This is a genomic window from Kamptonema formosum PCC 10802, from assembly GCF_000332335.1.
Taxonomy (GTDB): domain Bacteria; phylum Cyanobacteriota; class Cyanobacteriia; order Cyanobacteriales; family Oscillatoriaceae; genus Oscillatoria.
On sequence record NZ_KB235948.1, the window covers coordinates 3128371 to 3148772 of the forward strand.

Below are 20402 nucleotides of genomic sequence, written 5' to 3' on the forward strand. Positions count from 1 at the left end.
GGGGGCACCGCTTGTGGGTGCCCTTGTGCGGAGAAACAGGAGCGATCGCCGGCCCTAACGCCTTAGGCTGAGTTTTCCAACCGAATGTTATTTTCGGCGACTTCAAATAGATCCCCCAGGTAATTTTCAACGAGATGGGCAATTTCTAACTGCCCCGTTCGCTCATTGTTGGCCAGCGTCTCACTTTGGCCAATGTACCGATAGCCGTAAATCCAGTCGCCACGCCGCCAAATCTGCACCGGCGTACCTCGTTTCAGCCGCTGACGGGCAGAATTTTCCGCTGCCGGTGCGGGGGAAGGCTGTTCCGCCTGTTTGGGCGGAGGACCGGCAGGATTTTCCGCTGCCGGTGCGGGTTCTGGCTCTTCTGCCTGTTTGGGCGGAGGACCGGCAGGATTTTCCGCTGCCGGTGCAGGTGTTGGCTGTTCCGCCTGAGCCCCTTGTTGGGAATCCCGCTGGACAATGGCCCGAATCTTTTCTTTTTCCTCTGGAATTAACTGCTTCCAGACGGCATTGGAAATCTCGTCGCCGTAAGCGGCTTTAATTTGCTTGAGTTCCGCCAGGGTGGCAGCCGCCAAAAATTTCTCCCTCAATTCCTGCATGACTTGGGGTTTGTGCTCCGCCGGTGCCTGAGATCCACCGGCAGAAGGCCCACTGTCTGTCCCCACCATTGGACTGGGTGCGGCTTCTTCTTCTGCGGGGTGCGGTGCGTCGTCGAGTTCAACACTCGTTTGTGCCGGCTTCTCTTGTGGAGTTGCGGACATGCCGGCTTCAGGGTTCTGGGTTTGTGAAACTTGCTCAGCGCTGGCGGTTTCCGGGGAAAGCTCCACTTCCTGCAGCGCCTGTACCGCTGTCTCTGGCAGTTCTGGCGATTCGCTTTCCTTATATATATAGATTTCTGGCGATTGCGACTCGGCGGCGGGTGCCGGTGGGGTGTTTTCAGCTGCAGGTTCCGCTTGTGCCGGCGCGTCGCTAGTGGTGGCCAACTCTGGCTGCGGGGACTCGACAGCGGGTGCCGGTGGGGTGTTTTCGGTTAATGATTCCAGTTGTGCCGGCGCGTCGCTCATGGTGGCCAACTCTGGCTGCGGGGACTCGGCTGCGGGTGCCGGTGGGGTGTTTTCAGCTGCAGGTTCCAGTTGTGCCGGCGCGTCGCTCATGGTGGCCAACTCTGGCTGCGGCGGCTCGACAGCGGGTGCCGGTGGGGTGAGCGAGGTTGGTGATTTCCGTTTGGCCCGCTTGCCGGTCCTGGGTGTTGGTGCCGGGGATAACTGCCCCTCTGGCAGCTCCATTTGCCAGTCATTAATTGGCCCAAACTTGACCCCAAAAACGTTCTGCAAAGCAATCATCGCTTTGCGCAGCGAATACCGGCTCATCTTCAAAGCCCGCATCACTTCTTCTGGCTTGAACCGGAAGATCCGATGGCCAGTTAAACCATAGCTCTTGATGTACTGGTAAACGCTGAATGCATTCTTGTCCAATATCTGATGCAGCTCTTGCATTGTATCCAGATTCTCGGAATATACAAGATCGCTAGGTTGCTGAAAAAAGGTGACTGCCGCTATCATATTGCTAATTAGTAATTTTTTTTTTGATGGCTTGGCCACTTTTTTGGCCTCACCATCTTTTTTTTGCTTGATTACCCATCATACCACAAGCTTTCTTCCAGTGCAACCCCTAATTTGGGTATGGGGCGGCAGCAGGTGCCGCTGGGGTAAGGATTGCCGGTTCCGCTTGTGCCGGCGCGTCGCTCATGGTGGCCAGCTCGGGCTGCGGCGGCTCGGCAGCCGGTGCCGGTGCGGTAATGATTGCTGATTCCGCTTGTGCCGGCGCGTCGCTCATGGTGGCCAACTCTGGCTGCGGGGAATCGGCGGCGGGTGCCGGTGGGGTGTTTTCGGTTAATGATTCCAGTTGTGCCGGCGCGTCGCTGATCATGGCCACCTCTGGATGCGGTGACTGGCGGTGTCAGTCAAGGTATTGGCCCGCCGTTTCTAGATCCAGGCCAACTTCTCCGGGCCTCCGCGTTACTCTCGCACTTATATCGGCAACTCGTCACGGTCATCTGGGGCCATCCCTGAGTGCTGTGACGGGACAGCCCCAGATTGTGGGCCGCTCTGGAGCGGGTTAGCGGGCTGTGCCGGCGCGTTGGCGGCTAGTTCCGGTGGCAATCGCACTTCTATTAAATTAATGGGCTCACACTTGAATAACCTAAGTTTCTGGAACTTTGCCATTGCCTTCTCTAAGGTACGGTAGCCAATCCCCAATTCTTTCATAATTGGCTCAGACTGAATGCGCATGTTTCTATTGCCGGATTCTTCCATAAGCTTCCTTATATGAAGGTAGATCTTTAATTCTGTGTCGTTCAGTTTCTTTGTTAATTCGGACAACTTTTCCTGAGTCATGACAGACAGCTTTCCTTAATTTGCTGACAAGTTGGTTGAGAGTGGCTGAGACCAGTTCTTTTTGCGTTTTTCTTGATGGGAGGGCGAATTGCCACGGTGGCCCTGCTCATCTCTTTTTTTGATTAGGCCCTATTATACCACAACCCCAGCACCGGCAGGCACCCCGATTGCCCCTGCAGTGCCAGCGCCACCCAAATCGGGTAAGCTAAATCCAGACAGTCAGGGTGCCACCGGCAGACAGCGATTCGCGCTTTGCGGGGCTTTCCAACACAGCCGCACGCACCGCACCGTAAAAAATCGCTCTCATTAGTGCATCTATATAGCCCCCGGCAGCAAAGCTACTGCGCAAAATTTGTAAGCGCTTTGTCTTGCCGCGCCGGCAAAACATTCGTAAACTCTCCATGCGGATACGTTTCTCTCGCCGGCATTGCCGGTTGCGGGAGCGACAGCCGCAAAAGTTGCGACGCCAATCTGCCATTGCGATTAGGAAAACTTATACAGACCCGTCCCTCCCACACGAGAAGCGAGTTTATGGCAGACAAAATGAGCGCCGGCGAACTCCAGAAGCACTACGCAGCAGGCAGGAGAAACTTCCCCAACATAGAACTGAGTGGGGCCGATTTGAAGCGGGCTAACTTGCAAGGAGTCAACTTGCAAGGAGCCAACCTGCATTGGGTAAACCTGCAAGGAGCCAACTTGGAAGAGGCGTCCCTGACCGGCGCAGACTTCCACAAAACAACCCTGCTTGACGCCAAACTGCAAAAAGCCAACCTGCAAAAAGCCCACCTCAAAGGCGTCAACCTCCAGTGGGCCAACCTGCAAGAGGCTTGCCTGCAAGAAGCGGTACTCCCCAAAACAGACCTGGGCAACGCCAATCTCAGGGGCGCAAACCTGCGGTGGGCGTCGTTACAGGGAGCCAACCTGCAAAAAGCTTCCCTTGCCGGTGCGGATCTGCGAATGGCAGGACTGGCACAAGCCAACCTGGCTGAGGCCGACCTGCAAAAGGCCAAGCTGCAAAACGCTTCCCTGCAACAGGCTTCACTCACCGGCGCGAACCTGCAACAGGCATTTCTCATCGGCGCAGAGTTGCAGCAAGCTTCCCTCGTGAGTGCTAACCTGCAAGACGCTTTCCTCCAGCAGGCCAATCTTCAAGGGGCAGACTTGCGCAAAGCAAACCTAGCGAGCGCCAACCTGCAAGGGGCCAACCTGCAAGGGGCAGCACTGCCATCTCTAAAAAACATGTCCGGGGCAAACTTGTTTGAGGCCAATTTAGAGGGCGTTCAATTGCCAGAGGGGGAAAACCTGCACGAAGTTCTACTGCCTAGCGGGCTGATACCAGACAGCCGAGACACTGCCCCGATGCAGTCTTTGGCCGCTCCGCCAACAAGCGGCGATATTATACCAAAAGAATTGCAAACTGTCAATAACCCCACCGGCACTTCCCCAGGCACGCTGGCCTCACCCACCCTCGGGACATATACTCGTTCCCTCCTGGGGGAGAGGGCTGGAGGGTTGGGTTTGGTGCAAGATATCAATTTAGAGGGAAGCCAGTCAGACCGGCAGCCGGCGGCAGAACAGGAGCAGCTGGCCCTCGCCCAGCAGCGGGCTGACGGCGAGGGAGATTCAGAAAGTGCAGCAGTTGCCGCAGAGCGCAGCGCCATAGACATAGCGCGCCGGCGGGGGAAATCAGCCTTTCGCCAAAAATTGCTAGAAGCGTACAGATGCCGGTGCGCCATCACCGGCTGCAATGCCGAAGCAGCCCTAGAAGCGGCTCCCATCCTGCGTGCCGGCACCCCAGAGAGCAGCAGTGCCTGCAATGGGTTGCTGCTGCGAGCGGACATCCACACCCTCTTTGACTTGAATCTGATTGCCATCGAGCCAGACACCCTAACCGTGCGGCTCGCCCCCAGCTTAAGCAACACAACCTACAGCGCGCTCAGCGGGCAGCCCCTGAACCTTCCAGCTGATGAGGCAGCCAGACCCAGCAGGGAGGCGCTGCAGCAGCGATGGGACCAGTGCCGGTGGGCGGCGGGGCAGCGATAGGCCAAGTTGCCCGCAGTTGCGGGGCTGCAGCGCCAGAGCTTGGCGTACTGCCAAGAAAGCGCAACCTCGTTAAAATAGTCGAAAACCGTTGAGAACTAGGTAAAGTAGCAGCTTCCGTGACTCAGAAGAGGGCAACAGAAAAAGATGAGAATCCGCAAGGGGTGTGGCAGCACACCGCCCTAGCGAACAGTTACTACACCTTGCTAGGACTGCATCCCTCAGCGTCAGTCATAGAAATCCGGCGAGCGTATCGGGAGTTGAGCAAGCGCTACCATCCCGATACGACGGAACTCCCACCGGCAATCGCCACGGAAAAGTTCCAAAAACTGAACGAAGCCTACGCCACCCTCAGCAGTCCAGAACGGCGGATGGCTTACGACCAAAAGATTCGCTACTCCCGCATACCGGTGATTCAGCCACCGGTGGCCTTAAACCGGCCTGTTTCCCAGCAGCGCCAAACCCAGCACTCCGCCGCATACCTGGACCCTACAGATCGCCCGCTGTCTGCCGGCGAGATTTTCGCCCTATTCATTCTGGGGGTGACCTTCCTGGGGTGCTTGCTGATAGCGATTGCCATTGGGGTGGTCAGAGAGGGAGCCACCGTAGAGCCGGTGGCATTGAGCACCCCCCCCAACACCGTGCTGGTGCGAGAAATAGGACAGGACATGCCGGCCCTGCAACTGCTCAGCCCGCAAAAGCCGTGAGCGAGCGGTGAGCAGTGCGATTGACTTCAATTTAACAGTCAACATTTAAAATTTATTGGTGGCGTCTGTCGGTCACTCCCCACTCAGGTGAAAGCGCCATTTGGGAATACTGGACTTGTAATTTAGTTTTTTTTTTAGATAACAGAACAGATAGCGAGCGCGGACATCATTAAGCATCACAGGTTAGCGGCCAGAAACCCGGTTTCTAGATGTTCCGATTCTTGGTGTCCGCATACTTATATAAGGTAAAAAAGGGTAAAAATGGGTGGATAATTAGAGGGGGAAAGAGATAGGCGGGAGCGGGAAAGACTGCTCCAACTCAACCCAAGTAAAACTCAACACTCTTGTGAAGATTATGGTTCTGCCTAGCGCCGAGACTCCACTGTACAACCATCCCCTGCCTGAAATCGAGCAATGGCTGAGAGCGCAAGGATGCCAGCAAGACCGCGACCAGCTGCACTGCTGGCACATCCTGCGGCCTAGCTGGGAAGCGGAGATAGTGCTAGATATCGACCAGCTGACCGTGCGATATTTCCAGGCCGGTGCGGACGGGCAAGATATTCAGCGCGCTTTTAAATACTCGCTGTCCCGGCGAGACATTGAACAAGCCGTTTTTTCTGGCCCTTAGAAAAATAAAAAAGGAAAAAGGGGGAAATCGCTCTTTTTCCTTTTCGGCTGTTCCGATACTTTTTTGCTAACAACCTTTAACAGTCGCTAACAAATACACAAGCTTCAGAGTTTCTCAACCAAGGCTTATCAATTCCTGACCGCAGTCAAAGCCCCGAAGTATTTTGAGAGCAATCTAGATCCCATTTTACAGTTTATAAATTTAAAGAAACGAGGATCTAAACTCAGGAAAGTCGGCACACAATCATGGGTTTGAGGTAATAGATGGCTCCCTATTTCGGCGGGCAACTGTCCGCCTTTGGTTCTCGGGCTAGTGGCGGCTGCCAATAGCAAAGTATAGCATACAATGGCTAAGCGGAACGCTCTCGCGGCTGCGGCTGGCAGCCTTTTAAGTTTTGACCTTTCCAAACCGGCGGTCGCGCTGCTGGTAGGCGCGCAGAGCCCGGTAAAACTCAGCGCGGTCAAAATCTGGCCAAAGGGTGTCCGTGATGTAGATTTCCGAGTAAGCCACCTGCCAGAGGAGGAAATTGGAGATGCGCATCTCGCCACTGGTGCGGATTAGCAAGTCGGGGTCAGAAATGCCGGCAGTGTAGAGATGGCGCTCAAACAGAGCCTCATCGATTTGCTCGGGCTGGATTAAACCTTGCTGCACCTGCAAAGCGATCGACCGGCACGCCTGGAGAATCTCCTGACGGCCCCCATAATTTGTGGCCACAGTAAACTGAATGCCCTGATTGTGGCGGGTGTCCTCCATAGAGCGCTCGATCTCAGCTTGCAGCGAGCGAGGCAGGGAGTTTAAATTGCCCACAAATTGGATGCGCACATTTTCCCGCATCATCTCCTGGAGTTCCTGCCGCAAGACCCGCTCAAACAGGGCCATCAAAAAATCCACCTCCTCCAGGGGCCGGCCCCAGTTTTCCGTAGAAAAGGCATAGGCCGTTAGCGCTTGGATACCCCAGTCCCTGCAGCAGCGCAGGAGGTCTTTGAGCGCATCCACCCCCCGGCGGTGACCCAGGATGCGAGGCAGCCCCTGACGCTTGGCCCACCGGCCATTGCCATCCATAATCACCGCCACATGCATCGGGAGGCGCTCTCGGTCAAGGTCAGCAGGCAAGTCTTGTAAGACAGTTGGGTTTGCAGTCATTTTTTCTCACCCGAAGCCGATGATGGAAGACTCAGAATACGCGAAACAAAAGCCAGTATTCGGGAGCTAAGGCGACCCAAAGTGCGCAGATTCGGGGCGACGGCTTCCCGCTCAACCGATTGAGAGAATCGAGCCTCTAGCAGTTCCTTAAGTTTACTGCTGGTCAAAGGCCGATTCAGGCCCCCTCGTTCTGCGAGGGAAATGGAGCCTGTTTCTTCAGATACAACAACACACAGGCAATTTTCGACACGATCAGTAATTCCCATCGCCGCTCGGTGGCGGGTGCCGAGCTGTCGGGAAGCCGTGCGCTCAGACAGGGGAAGAATCACGCCGGCAGCCACAATGCGGGAGGCGCGAATCAGCACAGCTCCGTCGTGCAGCAGGGTTGTCGTCTGAAAAATCGTCTGGAGCAGTTCCTTGGAAACCTCACTGTTGAGCCTCACACCCGGAACCGAAAAATCGCGCTCATCTATGGGAGGGCCAGTTTCCAGAATCAGCAGAGCGCCGGTGCGGTTTTGGGAGAGTTCCCTAACCGCCTCCACAATTTCATCGATCACGCTGTCGGGTTTGGGAACGGCTCCCCGGTGAGATTGAAACAGCTGCACAATTTCTCCCCGACCGAGCTGTTCTAGAAACCGGCGGAACTCCGACTGCAGGATCACAGCCATTGCCACCGCACAGCCGATCGCCAACTTTTCCAGCACAAAACTCAACAGCCTCAGCTGCAGGCTGCTGCTGATGGCCGTGCACAGCATGAGGACAATCAACCCTCGCACCATCCACAGCGTGCGGCGCTCACCAATGATGACGAGTACCATGTAAGTCAGGGCCAGAACCAGCCCAATATCGATTGGGCCTTTCAGCCAATGCGTCCAAATATCCATCAGGTGACGCAGCAAGGACTGAGTCCAGCTTGGGTCATAACCGGGACCCGAAATCATTAAACTTTAGGCAACGATTAGCTGAATTTTGCTTGGAACGGGATCAGCACGCTGAGTCCCTACTAGCTTGATTTTATGCCAGCCGACATCTATTTCAGGCCGGCAGCTCACCCTCACCCCCCGAATTGGGGCGCTAGTTACGCCCGCTTTTGACATCAGGCACCGCTGACAGGAGGGGGAGCCCGCCGGCACAACCCTCGTCGGGGCGGCCCCCGGGAGCTGCCCCCGGCGTTTTGTGCGGGGGCGGCAGCTTCACTCCACCCCGCTCGCAGACTCAGAGAGGCATCGCCTGAGGTGCCGCCCGGGCTGCAGGCATTGCCCGGAACCGCCGGCCACTGCCAGGCGCTACCGGCATCTTGCCGGATGCCTGTGCCACTCAAGTGGCACAGGGGCTGGGGAGCAATCGGCGCTGTGCGCCGGTCAAATCATCTCAGAAACCGGGTTTCTTTTGCTAGGGGCAAGGAAATACCGGTCGAATCCCGGAAAAGAAACCCGGTTTCTTTTCCCCGCCAGAGTGCGAGAGTTTTTTATTTTACGCCTCAGCCCTTTCCCCCCAACGCCGGCTCTCACATTTGTGAGGTATGGCCTCTCCCTCGCCCTCACAGCTCACTCTTGTGGGAGTGGCGGAGTGATGCCGCTTTCAGGAATCAGCCTTGCGGGCAAGCGGTCGAGTCGCAGCAAGTCCTGGTAGGTTTCCCGCTGCAAGATGACATTCGCTTCCCCATCTCTGACCAAAACCGCTGCCGGTCGGGGCAGGCGGTTGTAGTTAGAGGCCATACTGTAATTGTAAGCACCCGTGCCGGGAACTACCAAAATGTCCCCGGGTTCAGTTTTAGGCAGCTCCGCTTCTTGAATCAGGATGTCTCCCGACTCGCAGTGTTTGCCGGCAACCGTCACCTTCTCCGTCAGGGGATCTCCCATGCGGTTGGCCACCACGGCGCGGTAGACGGCTTGATAGGTGATCGGGCGGGGGTTGTCCGACATGCCCCCATCCACCGACAGGTAAGTGCGAATTCCCGGAATCGCTTTCTGACTGCCGGCAGTGTAAGCCGTCACACAAGCCGGGCCAACGATTGACCGGCCTGGCTCGCACAGCAGCTTCGGCAGCGGCAGCCCCTCGGACCCGAGTGCGCCGGCAATCGAAACGCAGACGGTTTTCACCCAGGCGTCGATGCTTGGCGGGTCGTCCGATTCCGTGTAGCGAATCCCCAAACCCCCACCCACATTGAGTTCCCGCACCGGCAGCCCGTACTGGGCGGCTTTCTTCAGCCAGTGCACCAGGACACCCGCGAGATCCTCATGGGGTTGCAGTTCAAAAATCTGCGAGCCAATGTGGGCGTGCAGACCGGTACAGGATAGCGCCGGGTGCTGGCTGACAAAACTGAATACCTCGTCCGCCCAGTCGGGGTCGAAGCCAAATTTGCTGTCCAAATGGCCGGTGCGGATGTACTCGTGGGTGTGACACTCAATGCCTGGGGTAAACCGCAGCATCAGCCGGACGGGTTGCCTTGCCTTCTTAGAAATGTCTGCTATGGTCAATAGGTCCAGCCAGTTGTCCGCCACCACAGTGCAGCCGGTTTCAATCGCCAGCTGCAGTTCCTCACGGGATTTGTTGTTGCCGTGCAGGTAGATACTCTCGGGGCTGGCACCGGCTGTGAGGGCAGTGTGAAGCTCTCCCCCTGACACCACATCGATCCCCAAGCCTTCTTGCGCCGCCACCGCGCAAATGGCCAAACAGCTCCACGCCTTAGAAGCGTAGATCACCTGCCACTGGCCAGGATAGTAGCGACTGAGAGCCTCCCGGTACTGCCGGCAAGCCGTCCGCAGCGTTTCCTCATCGACAATATAAAGCGGCGAGCCAAATCGCTCAACCAGCACCGTCACGTCACAGCCCCCAATTTCCAGGTGGTCAGCGCGGTTCACCCGGGCTGTGAGCGGCATAAGTTCCTGGTTGGGTGAGCGAGATTCTGATGCGCTGGCCGCCGCAGGCAAATATTTCCGGCCAGAATTGTCAACCCCTACAGGGCGAGTCGATAGCATAATCCTCTTAGTTGTCCGCCGGTCGCGGAACGGACGTGAGTGGGTTTCGTTTTTCAGTGTACAATTGACAATTGTGCCTTGCTGAAACATTCACTCCCATATTTGGTGAATTTTTTAGACTTAAAACCGCTGACATCACAGCTGCTGCCCTCCGTCCTCGATCTAGACCGGCTGTGCTTTGGCGGACTGTGGACTTTAGAGGGCTACCAGCGAGAGTTAGCCAGCCCCAACAGCGACTTGCTGGCTCTGTCCATTCCCCCACAGAACCGGCTCGAAGGCGGCGAGTCAGAGCGCTTGGTTGGGATCGGTTGCCTGTGGGCGATTTTGGATGAGGCTCACATCATCCTGCTGGGCATTCATCCCGACTTCCAGCAGCAAGGCTTGGGTCAGGCGATGCTGGCAGCCCTGCTGGGGACAGCCGCCCAAAGGCACCTGGAGCGGGCCACTCTAGAAGCGCGGATCTCTAACCGCGCCGCCCTCGGGCTGTACCAAAAATTGGGCTTTCGGGAAGCCGGTCGCCGCCGCAACTACTACCAAGACACCAATGAAGATGCTGTAATTATGTGGCGTCCCGGCCTGCAGCACCCCGAATTTGGGCCAAGATTGGCCAGCTGGCAGCGAGAGAGTGGCCTGCGACTGGCTTCAGCTGGCTGGCATTTGGACTTAAGTTACCAGCGCTCGCCCGAGTAGAATGGTTCTGAAGTCTGCTGCAAGCCTGAAAGCGATGTTGCGCCGTTAGAGTGGCAGCCCCCTCGGGGTGGGCTCTTCGAGTAAAATGTAAAGAATGGGAGATTCCCGCTTCAGAAGAGATCGGTTTTCCGAAAAGCTTCTGCTCTCACCGACAAGCGATCCGTTACATTAATTACAGAATAATTTTTGACCGCGCCAATAAAGGCAAATTGCCACATCGCCTAATTGCGCTTGCTTGCTAGATTGCCTGCAACCGCGTGCCGGCAGCCAGCGCTCCCACACGGTCACGCACCGGACGTATCGCTTCAGACAAACCCGTGACAGCTATCAAGCCCATCACAGACAGCTAGATTCACTGTGCTAGAATCAGCATACGGGCACGCAGCAGGTGATGGAAGAACGCCATGTTTGAACGCTTTACAGAAAAAGCCATTAAGGTGATTATGCTAGCCCAGGAGGAAGCACGTCGCCTGGGGCATAACTTCGTAGGGACAGAGCAGATCCTTCTGGGTCTGATAGGAGAAGGGACCGGTGTAGCCGCCAAAGTGCTGAAATCTATGGGCGTAAACCTGAAAGACGCCCGGATAGAGGTGGAAAAAATCATCGGCAGGGGCTCAGGCTTCGTCGCTGTTGAAATTCCGTTCACTCCCAGGGCAAAGCGGGTTTTGGAGCTATCCCTGGAAGAAGCTCGCCAGCTGGGGCACAACTACATTGGCACAGAACACCTGCTCCTTGGCCTCATCCGTGAGGGGGAAGGCGTGGCAGCACGAGTGCTGGAAAACCTGGGAGTTGACCTCTCGAAAGTCCGCACGCAAGTCATCCGCATGCTGGGCGAAACGGCAGAAGTCACCCCCGGCGCTACCGGCGGTCGCACGAAAACCCCAACCCTGGATGAGTTTGGTGCCAACCTGACCCAAATGGCAGCGGAAGGCAAGCTTGACCCGGTGGTGGGACGCCAGAAGGAAATTGAACGGGTGATTCAGATTCTGGGACGCCGCACCAAAAACAACCCCGTGCTGATTGGGGAGCCCGGAGTCGGGAAAACCGCCATCGCCGAAGGTCTGGCTCAGCGGATTGCCAACAATGATGTCCCCGACATCCTGGAAGACAAGCGGGTCGTCACCCTGGACATCGGCCTGCTGGTGGCCGGCACGAAGTACCGGGGCGAATTTGAGGAGCGCCTCAAGAAAATCATGGATGAAATCCGCTCCGCCGGCAACGTCATCCTGGTGATAGACGAAGTTCACACCCTGATCGGGGCGGGTGCGGCAGAAGGGGCGATCGACGCCGCCAACATCCTCAAACCGGCACTGGCGCGGGGCGAACTGCAGTGCATCGGCGCAACCACCCTGGATGAGTACCGCAAGCACATCGAGCGCGATGCCGCCCTAGAACGCCGGTTCCAGCCAGTGATGGTGGGCGAGCCGAGCGTGGTAGAAACCATTGAGATTCTCTACGGTTTGCGCGAACGCTACGAGCAACACCACAAGCTGAAGATTTCGGACGCCGCCCTGGAAGCCGCCGCCAAGCTCTCTGACCGCTACATCTCAGACCGCTACTTGCCCGATAAGGCAATTGACCTGATTGATGAAGCCGGCTCCAGAGTCCGCCTGCTCACCTCCCAGCTGCCACCGGCAGCTAAAGAACTCGATAAGGAGCTGCGCCAAGTCCTCAAAGAAAAAGACGACGCCGTCCGCGCTCAGGACTTTGACCGCGCCGGCGAGCTCCGCGACCGCGAAATGGAAATTAAAGCCGAAATTCGCGCTATCGCCCAAAACAAAAAGTCAGACTCCCCTCGCGGTGAGGATGTATCGCCGGTGGTCACCGAAGAGGACATCGCCCAAATCGTGGCTAGCTGGACAGGGGTGCCGGTGAACAAGCTCACGGAATCCGAATCCGAAAAGCTGCTGCACATGGAAGACACCCTGCACCAGCGTCTCATCGGTCAGGAAGAAGCTGTCAAGGCCGTCTCTCGCGCCATTCGTCGCGCTCGCGTCGGTCTGAAGAACCCCAACCGGCCTATCGCTAGCTTTATCTTCTCCGGGCCCACCGGCGTCGGCAAGACGGAACTCACTAAGTCACTGGCGGCTTATTTCTTCGGTTCCGAAGACGCCATGATTCGGCTGGACATGTCCGAATACATGGAGCGCCACACCGTCTCCAAACTCATCGGTTCGCCTCCGGGCTACGTCGGGTACAACGAAGGTGGCCAGCTGACCGAAGCCGTGCGCCGGCGTCCCTACACCGTGGTGCTGTTCGACGAAATCGAAAAAGCCCACCCCGATGTCTTCAATATGCTGCTGCAAATTTTGGAAGACGGTCGCCTCACCGATGCCAAGGGCCGCACGGTGGACTTCAAGAACACCTTGCTGATCATGACCTCCAATATCGGTTCCAAGGTGATTGAAAAGGGTGGCGGCGGGATCGGCTTCGAGTTCTCCTCGGAAAATGAAGCCGAAACGCAGTACAACCGGATTCGCTCTCTGGTGAATGAAGAGCTCAAGCAGTATTTCCGCCCAGAGTTCCTCAACCGGCTTGACGAGATCATCGTCTTCCGCCAGCTGAACAAGGAGGAAGTCAAGGAGATCGCAGATATCATGCTGAAGGATGTCTTCAAGCGCCTGACTGACCAAGGCATCACCTTGGAAGTCACAGAACGGTTCAAAGACCGCTTGGTGCAAGAAGGCTACAACCCCAGCTACGGCGCTCGACCCCTGCGCCGCGCTATCATGCGCCTGCTGGAAGATGTCCTGGCTGAGGAAATCCTCTCAGGTCGCGTCAAGGAAGGCGACACTGCTGTCGTCGATATGGGCGATGACGGTCAGGTGAAGGTACTGCCCAGCCAAAAGCCGGAACTGCAACCTCAAGTTGGTTGAAAAGTAGGGTGAGAGGGAAAAGGGTGTAGAGTGAGGCAAGTTTCTCTATTCGCTCTTTTCTCCCTTGCAGTTCTCACTTCTATTTCATTGAATTTAAAAAGCGGTAGAGAAGTTTCGTTCTCTACCGCTTTTTGTTTGTGTTATTTTTCCCTACCATCTGATTGCTTTTTCTGGGCTTAACTCTATTTTATGAATCGCCACAAGACGCACAGAACCTTGTGAGAATACCTTGCGCTATAGACGCGCAAGCTGCTTCCGGCAGGGTTGAGCTACCGCCACAAAGCGCCTGCGGCACAAGGCTTCCCGCCGCTGCCTAGGGGCAAAGACGCGCCCGGAAGAAGAAAGAGGAAAAGGGGGAGAACAATTAATTGCGGTTAATTGACCGGACATGATATTACTCGGCGATTTTGGCGCTCAGGAGGCGACGCTTGCGCAACATTGAGCCGGCGGCGGTTAACCCGACCAAAGCTAAACCGGCCATGCTAGACGGTTCGGGGACTGATGTCATTCCGGCCAGGGCCACACCATCATTGCCGCACTCAACAAACACATTGGCTAGATAGTTGCCGCTGCCGATCAAAGACCGGTCAAACTGGAATCCGATGGTTTGAGTGCCGGTCGCCCCAAAATGGCCAAAGTCAAGACCGGCAGCGGTCAGGGCACTGCTGGTAAGCATTGCAATGTCACCCACCTTTGTGCCAGAATTGATTACATTAAGAATGGGAGTATTTCCCGTGGTGGGATTGCTGGCAACGGCAGCCGGATAGAAGTAGTTGTAGGCAGCCTGCGCTGTCGGCAGATCGGTGCCTTGAGTGTTGGTTTTGTTAAACCCGGCGTCATAGTACCACCGCAAGCTGGTGTAGCCGTGGTTGTCTCCAGTCACGCTCTTGGCCTGGACATTTTGGTAAACGCCGGTGCTGGCAGCTCCTGAATCGTTAGTGCCGGCAAAGCGAATCCCAAACAAACTGCTTTGATTGCTGGCCGTCTGAAAATCCTTGCCTGAGAAGTTGAAGAACAGGTCGCCCCAACCAATATTTCCGTCAGCAGCACCACTTTCTGGCGTGCCTGTCAAGGGCATCCCGCCGGTCAGGGCGACGAAAACGCTATCCGCCGTTTCTTTGATGGCCAGACCCTTAATTTCATAGGCCGCCCCACCAGAGCCATCATTGAAGGCATCGATGCCATAGTTCCAGCCGTTATAGAGCTGTCCGGCGGTGGCTTGCTGGCCCGTTGCAGAGATTAGGCAGACACTGGCAGCAGCGGTTCCGAGTAAAGTGCGCATCCCGATAGTCTTCATTTGCAAATCTCCTGATTGCTGTTCAACTCTCTGTCTTGATAAACAGCTTAAGCAATCTAGTGTGAAGTTGCAAGGGGAAAACGGGCGTTTTATATGAATTTATCGTGAAGTTTTCAGATGCCTGCGGCTGCCCATTTTGGGTGTTTTACCGGTATACATAATTCAGTAATTTTACAGGATCGGCCTTTTCAGTTTTCCTCTAGGGAGCGGCAGGAGTTCATTAATTGAACATCAGCCGGCAGTCCTTGTCAAGCGCCCAGAGAGCCAAACACCTCCCGCACTCTTTGCTCCTGGGAGGGGGGATAACACCGGATTAAAAGATTTACAAGCGTAATTGTCGCCTGTGAGGGGGGGGGATAAAAGTCGAGCGCTGCTTTTGATTGGTGGGGGGGTGAGTTCCGCCTTGAGAGCCCTCCGTAGAAACATTGCCCAGAGGGCGGAACGCACCCTACTTTTGATGGGTGGGGGGTGCGTTCTGCTTTGAGAGTTCTCCGTAGAAGTAGAGACGAGAGGGCGGACCCACCCTACTTTTGATGGGTGGGGGGTGAGTTCCGGCTTGAGAGCTCTCCGTAGAAGTAGTGACGAGAGGGTGGAACTCACCCTAATTTTGATTGCAGGTAGTTGAGTTCACCGGCACAATTCAGGATACAATGGCAAAACTGCTTGGCGGCTGTCAGGGGAAGACAGCGGACGTTCACAGAACGGGAGTACCTGTAAGAGAGGACGAGATGGAATTAGAGGAAAAAGACTTAGAAAAGTCGCCTGCATGGTTGCGGGTGTGGCGCTCGCAGCGGGAAAATATACAGATTCTAGTCATGGCCCTGGCCTTAGCCCTGCTGCTCCGCACCTTTGTGGCAGAACCGAGGTACATCCCATCAGATTCGATGCTGCCAACCTTGCAAGTGGGCGACCGGCTAGTGGTGGAAAAAATCTCCTACCATTTTCGGCCACCGGCAGCCGGTGAGATCGCAGTCTTTTTCCCGCCGCAACAGCTGCAAAAATACCTGCAATTTCAGGGATACAGCAAAAAGCAAGCCTTGCGGCAAGTATTCATCAAACGGATTATTGGGGCAGCCGGCCAAACCGTGGGAGTGAAGGATGGCCAAGTCTGGCTGAATGGAGAGCCCCAGCCGGAAGATTACATTGCTGAACCGCCCGACTATGACTGGGGTCCAGCGACCGTTCCGGAGAATCAGTTTTTTGTCATGGGGGATAACCGTAACAACAGCAATGACTCCCACATCTGGGGGTTTCTGGCCAAAGAGAAAATCATTGGCCGCGCCGCCTTTCGCTTTTGGCCCCCCAACCGGATCGGGCCGGTGTGAGGGCCCGACCGGGGGCAATCTTGGAGGGCGGGCCGGTCGCGGCGAGGAGAGAGTCTCGCACCGGTTCCGCCAGTGCTTGCGGGAAAAGTAGGGCTTTCCGCACTAGACGAGTTGGAAGCGAAACTTGGCGCTGCTCTACAATAGGACTAGATCATTCAGGTACAGCGGGACTTCCCATCTAGTCATAAAATCAATTGGGTGGACGCGGGCAATGGGATTCTTTGATTCAGAGATCGTTCAGCAAGAAGCCAAACAGCTGTTTGAGGACTATCAAGCCCTGATAAAACTCGGCAGTAACTACGGCAAATTTGACCGCGAGGGAAAAAAGCTGTTCATCGAGCAGATGGAAGCCATGATGGAGCGCTATCGGATTTTTATGAAGCGCTTTGAGCTGTCTGAGGACTTCATGGCCCAGATGACCGTGGAGCAGCTGAAGACCCAGCTGAGTCAATTTGGCATGACGCCGCAGCAAATGTTCGAGCAGATGCACTTCACCCTAGAGCGGATGAAAGCAGAGCTCGACAAGCAGCTGTGAGATTTTTAGATGTGAGATTTTGGATTTTAGATTGTCCCAACAGCTATGTGACAGCTCCTCTCTCACGGCGGGGCAACAGGCCCGCACACCTGAGGGGCAATACAGAGTAGGGATAGATAGTATTGTTACCTGGGTTTGAAAAGATGTTATTGCAGCCTTTTTCAATCCAAAATCCAAAATCGGGGCATCCAAAATAGCCATCAGTTGGGAGAGGGCGGCTCAAAGTCAGAAGCCGGTCGGAAATATTGCACCGGCGTATTTTCCAGCGCTTGCAGCATAAAATCGCGCCAGACCGGCGCTACATAACTGCCCCCTGTCGAGCCCGAGTACAGGGGAGTGAAATCGTCATTGCCCACCCAAACAGCGGTAGCGAGTTGCGGCACATAGCCCACGAACCAAATATCCCGTTCTGAGGAGGTTGTGCCGGTTTTGCCCGCCGCCGGACGCCCAATCTGAGCGGCGGTTGCCGTACCCCGAGAAATCACCCCTTGCAGGGCGCTATTTAAGGAAGCGGACGCCCAGGGATCGAGAACCAGCTTGGGTTTGGGGGTGTTGTCCAGCAGGACGTTGCCGCTGCTGTCAGTCACTTGGACAATAAACGTGGTGTCAGAGTGCCAGCCATTGTTGGCGAAAGTGGCGAAAGCGCCGGCCATTTCCAGGGGGGTGAGATCGACAGCGCCCAAGGGCAAAGAAATCACCGGCTCAATCGGACTCTTAATCCCCAGGATGCGGCAGGTTTCAATCACCTTATTCAGCCCTACGTCCTGGCCTATCTTAATAGCGGGAACGTTCAGCGATACCTCCAGAGCCCTGCGAATGCTGACAGCGCCAGAGAATCCGCCGCCGTAATTTCTGGGATAGTAATAGCTGTCACCGTCGGGATAGCCCACCGGCGAGTCATAGACGATCGAGTCTGGCCCGTACCGCCCGCTGGCAAAAGCCGTATAGTAAACAAACGGCTTAAAAGACGATCCGGGCTGCCGCAGGGCTTGGACGGCGCGGTTGAATTGGCTTTTGTCGTAATCGACGCCACCCACCATAGCCTTGACAAAGTGAGTGCGGGGATCGACCGCCACCAGAGCCATTTGGTCAGCACCGACCTGGTAGTAAAGCCGCTGGTGGGCGTAGCGCACCGTATCTTCAGCGATCCGCTGCAGTCGCAGGTCGATAGTGGTCTGGACTCGCATGCCCCCTTTGAGAACTGCGTCTCGGCCAAAGCGCTTGGTCAGCTCTTGAACCACCGCCTGGGTGACGTAAGGCACCTTACTTCCGGGGAAAGAAGTAATTTTACCGAGTTTTATCGGTTGCTTGAAGGCTGCGGCTTCTTCTTCATCGGTGATCCACTGCAGCTCCTTCAAGCGATTGAGCACAGTGGCTTGTCGCTGTTTCGCCAGCTTGTAATTTATGAAGGGGCTGTAATCTTCAGGAGCCTGGATCATGCCGGCCATCATCGCCGCTTCCGCCAGGGTTAACTTAGAGGCTGACTTGCCAAAATAACTTCTGGCGGCCATCTCAGCGCCGTACAAATTGTGGCCCCAGTAGACCTGATTCAGGTACAGCTCCAAAATCTCGTCTTTCTTAAAGATTTGCTCCAAACGGATGGCCAGCACCGCTTCGGCGAGCTTGCGGCTGAAGGCGCGTTTGGGGGAGAGGAAGAGATTTTTCACCAGCTGCATGGTGAGAGTGGAGCCCCCCTCAACCGTCCTGCCCTCCTCCAAGTTTTTCACCATAGCCCGCATCACGCCGCCTGGGTTAATGCCGTAGTGGCTGTAGAAGTGGCTGTCTTCTATGCCGATCACCGCCCGCTTCAGCTGCGGAGAGATTTTGGTGAGCGGGACAACTTCTCTGTTCGCTTCGTCGTGGATGCTGGTGAGGAGCGTGCCCTTAATATCGTAGATGTGGGTCGTTTCCGTAGGCGTGTAGTTGCGCAGGACTCGAACGTCTGGGAGGTTGCGGAAGCTGATCGCCAAGCCCACCAGCCCACCGGCCACTACGGAACTGGCCAGCATGGTCACCCCCAGCAGCGTTCCGGCTGTTACCTTACTGACCCCTTGAACAAAGTCAAAAACTGGTGCTGAGTCTCTCAGCTGCTGTCGTCTTATTGTGTTAGTTGCCACGGCGATGTCACATCCTCATCGATAAAGGCTCAATCCGAAAAAGTCTAAGTGGGCTAGCTCTCCTGTTTGAGATTTTAATTTGAGAGCGCCACCTTGAGGCAGGAAAACCTGGCTGTCCGCCCAGCTTTAGTAATTTCACCGGCACCCCCACAGCCATCAGGACAATTGCCGGCTGCTGATTAACCATTATCCTGACACACCAGCCAGGTCTTGACCCCTTGGCTCTGTCAAATCCGACTCTCACAGATTTTTCTGCCATTTTTGCTTATGGTAATCTGGCGATAGGACAATTTAAAGGTTAGGGCGCAGGGGAACACTTGCCCCGTTGCCATGTCAGTGCCATATCCAAAGGATTTTTATTTCCGTGAGTGTAACGAATCGAGTTGTGGATTTGCAAACCCTGGCTTCAGGAACCCCCCAAAGTGTCAGCTGTGACCTCTCCTGGCTGCGTCGTGGCGTCAGTGAGATTTTTCCCGACCAGCCTGATTCATCCGATCCCCTGGAAAATCTGGCGCACCTGCTGGCCACCTCTGACCGGCCTTTGCGGGTCAAGCTGGGAATTGACCCCACCGGCGCAGACATTCATCTGGGTCACAGCATTCCTGTGCGCAAGCTGCGGGCCTTCCAAGATGCCGGTCACACGGCGGTACTGATCATAGGCGATTTTACCGCTCGCATTGGCGACCCCACCGGCAAGTCAGAGGTGCGCAAGCAGCTGACCGCAGAGGAAGTGGCGGCTAACGCCCAAACCTACCTCAACCAAGTGCGCCCAATTCTCGATTTTGACACACCCGGACGCCTGGAGATTCGCTACAACTCCGAATGGCTCTCCCAACTTGACCTGTCCAAAATTCTGTCCCTGCTTGCCACGATGACCGTTGGCCAAATGCTGGCCAAAGAAGGGTTTGCCGAACGCTACCAGCAAGGCAGCCCCATTTACCTGCACGAGTTCCTCTACCCCCTGATGCAGGGCTACGATTCCGTAGCTGTCCAATCTGACGTGGAACTCGGCGGAACCGACCAGAAATTCAACATTGCCGTCGGGCGCGACTTGCAGCGACATTTTGGCCAAAAACCCCAATTTGGCCTGCTGACGCCGATTTTGCTGGGCACGGATGGGGTGCAGAAAATGTCCAAGTCCCTGGGCAATTACGTCGGCCTGTCGGAAGACGCCCTCACCATGTACTCCAAACTGGAAAAAACTCCTGACCGGCTCGTGGGACAGTATTTCGAACTATTGACAAATTTGCCGCTAAATGCTATGCCAGAAAATCCCCGCGACCGGCAAAAACTTCTCGCCCTAGAAGTGGTGACGCAATACCACGGCAAAGAAGCAGCAGAGCAAGCGATGCAGTCGGCGCAGGCGCTTGTCCTCGGAGGAGATGCCTCCGGTGCCGGTGCGGTGCCAGAATTCTCTCTCGCGGCGGTGCAGTTCCCCGCCAAGCTCTTCTACATCCTCGGCGCGTGCGGCGTCTGCCCAACCACCAGCGAAGCCCGCCGGCAGATACAAGGCGGTGGGGTGAAGCTCGATGGCGAGCGCGTCGAGGACGTTAACCTGACGTTTGACTCACCGGCTGACTTGCACGGGCGAGTTTTGCAGGTGGGGAAAAAGAAGTTTGTGCGCTTAGTGGTGTGAGCGGCAATTAAGAAGCGCAGAATGACAAATA

At 55.9% G+C, this 20402-nt stretch carries 17 protein-coding genes; 8 read left to right on the forward strand and 9 right to left on the reverse strand.

Going from position 1 to position 20402, the window contains the following annotated elements:
• Positions 1–62: 62 nt before the first annotated feature.
• From OSC10802_RS0113440 to OSC10802_RS0113455, 4 genes are all read right to left on the reverse strand, one after another.
• Complete coding sequence (locus tag OSC10802_RS0113440; RefSeq protein WP_017717282.1) at positions 63–1562, reverse strand: hypothetical protein; 1500 nt, start codon at positions 1560–1562, stop codon at positions 63–65.
• Between the two features lie 109 nt (positions 1563–1671).
• Entirely contained in the window at positions 1672–1929 is a 258-nt protein-coding gene (locus OSC10802_RS0113445) for a hypothetical protein (RefSeq protein WP_017717283.1), read from the reverse strand.
• Positions 1930–2030: 101 nt separating this feature from the next.
• A complete protein-coding gene (locus tag OSC10802_RS0113450) occupies positions 2031–2291 on the reverse strand; it encodes a hypothetical protein (protein ID WP_155967693.1) in 261 nt (86 codons plus the stop codon).
• Positions 2292–2601: 310 nt separating this feature from the next.
• Positions 2602–2874, reverse strand: coding sequence for a hypothetical protein (locus OSC10802_RS0113455; RefSeq protein WP_155967696.1), 273 nt, complete (start codon positions 2872–2874; stop codon positions 2602–2604).
• Positions 2875–2927: 53 nt separating this feature from the next.
• Between OSC10802_RS0113455 and OSC10802_RS49725 the strand changes: the two genes are divergently transcribed.
• From OSC10802_RS49725 to OSC10802_RS0113470, 3 genes are all read left to right on the forward strand, one after another.
• Positions 2928–4439 carry a pentapeptide repeat-containing protein gene (locus OSC10802_RS49725; RefSeq protein ID WP_017717286.1) on the forward strand — a complete coding sequence of 504 codons (1512 nt, stop codon included), beginning with the start codon at positions 2928–2930 and terminating at the stop codon, positions 4437–4439.
• 116 nt (positions 4440–4555) lie between these two features.
• A complete protein-coding gene (locus OSC10802_RS0113465; RefSeq protein ID WP_017717287.1) occupies positions 4556–5143 on the forward strand; it encodes a J domain-containing protein in 588 nt (195 codons plus the stop codon).
• A gap of 355 nt (positions 5144–5498) precedes the next feature.
• Positions 5499–5771, forward strand: a complete 273-nt coding sequence (locus tag OSC10802_RS0113470; RefSeq protein WP_017717288.1) for a DUF3143 domain-containing protein — start codon at positions 5499–5501, stop codon at positions 5769–5771.
• Positions 5772–6158: 387 nt separating this feature from the next.
• On the opposite strand, the gene uppS is transcribed toward OSC10802_RS0113470, so the two are convergent.
• The 3 genes from uppS to lysA all read right to left on the reverse strand — a co-directional run bounded on the left by uppS (position 6159) and on the right by lysA (position 9895).
• The gene (gene uppS, locus OSC10802_RS0113475) at positions 6159–6914 is read right to left on the reverse strand and encodes an undecaprenyl pyrophosphate synthase (protein ID WP_017717289.1); all 756 of its coding nucleotides are present in this window, start codon (positions 6912–6914) and stop codon (positions 6159–6161) included.
• Positions 6911–7855, reverse strand: coding sequence for a diadenylate cyclase CdaA (gene cdaA, locus OSC10802_RS0113480; RefSeq protein WP_017717290.1), 945 nt, complete (start codon positions 7853–7855; stop codon positions 6911–6913). The genes uppS and cdaA overlap by 4 nt, the downstream gene beginning before the upstream one ends.
• Positions 7856–8461: 606 nt before the next feature.
• On the reverse strand, positions 8462–9895 hold the full coding sequence (gene lysA, locus OSC10802_RS0113485) for a diaminopimelate decarboxylase (RefSeq protein WP_026098444.1): 1434 nt from the start codon (positions 9893–9895) through the stop codon (positions 8462–8464).
• 105 nt (positions 9896–10000) lie between these two features.
• Between lysA and rimI the strand changes: the two genes are divergently transcribed.
• Positions 10001–10585: a ribosomal protein S18-alanine N-acetyltransferase gene (rimI, locus tag OSC10802_RS0113490; protein WP_017717292.1), complete on the forward strand. Its 585-nt coding sequence runs from the start codon at positions 10001–10003 to the stop codon at positions 10583–10585.
• A 404-nt stretch (positions 10586–10989) separates the two neighbouring features.
• Positions 10990–13461 carry an ATP-dependent Clp protease ATP-binding subunit gene (locus tag OSC10802_RS0113500; RefSeq protein WP_017717294.1) on the forward strand — a complete coding sequence of 824 codons (2472 nt, stop codon included), beginning with the start codon at positions 10990–10992 and terminating at the stop codon, positions 13459–13461.
• A gap of 394 nt (positions 13462–13855) precedes the next feature.
• On the opposite strand, the gene OSC10802_RS0113505 is transcribed toward OSC10802_RS0113500, so the two are convergent.
• The gene (locus tag OSC10802_RS0113505; protein ID WP_026098446.1) at positions 13856–14758 is read right to left on the reverse strand and encodes a PEP-CTERM sorting domain-containing protein; all 903 of its coding nucleotides are present in this window, start codon (positions 14756–14758) and stop codon (positions 13856–13858) included.
• A 728-nt stretch (positions 14759–15486) separates the two neighbouring features.
• Between OSC10802_RS0113505 and lepB the strand changes: the two genes are divergently transcribed.
• Together lepB and OSC10802_RS0113515 are read left to right on the forward strand one after the other, a co-directional pair.
• A complete protein-coding gene (gene lepB, locus OSC10802_RS0113510) occupies positions 15487–16083 on the forward strand; it encodes a signal peptidase I (RefSeq protein ID WP_017717296.1) in 597 nt (198 codons plus the stop codon).
• 211 nt (positions 16084–16294) lie between these two features.
• Positions 16295–16618 (forward strand): DUF1825 family protein, encoded by a 324-nt coding sequence (locus OSC10802_RS0113515; protein WP_017717297.1) that lies wholly within the window; start codon positions 16295–16297, stop codon positions 16616–16618.
• Between the two features lie 200 nt (positions 16619–16818).
• Here the strand turns inward: OSC10802_RS0113515 and OSC10802_RS0113520 are convergent, their stop codons facing one another.
• Positions 16819–18735 carry a transglycosylase domain-containing protein gene (locus OSC10802_RS0113520; protein WP_026098447.1) on the reverse strand — a complete coding sequence of 639 codons (1917 nt, stop codon included), beginning with the start codon at positions 18733–18735 and terminating at the stop codon, positions 16819–16821.
• A gap of 385 nt (positions 18736–19120) precedes the next feature.
• Between OSC10802_RS0113520 and tyrS the strand changes: the two genes are divergently transcribed.
• Positions 19121–20371, forward strand: a complete 1251-nt coding sequence (gene tyrS, locus OSC10802_RS0113525) for a tyrosine--tRNA ligase (protein ID WP_017717299.1) — start codon at positions 19121–19123, stop codon at positions 20369–20371.
• Positions 20372–20402: the final 31 nt, after the last annotated feature.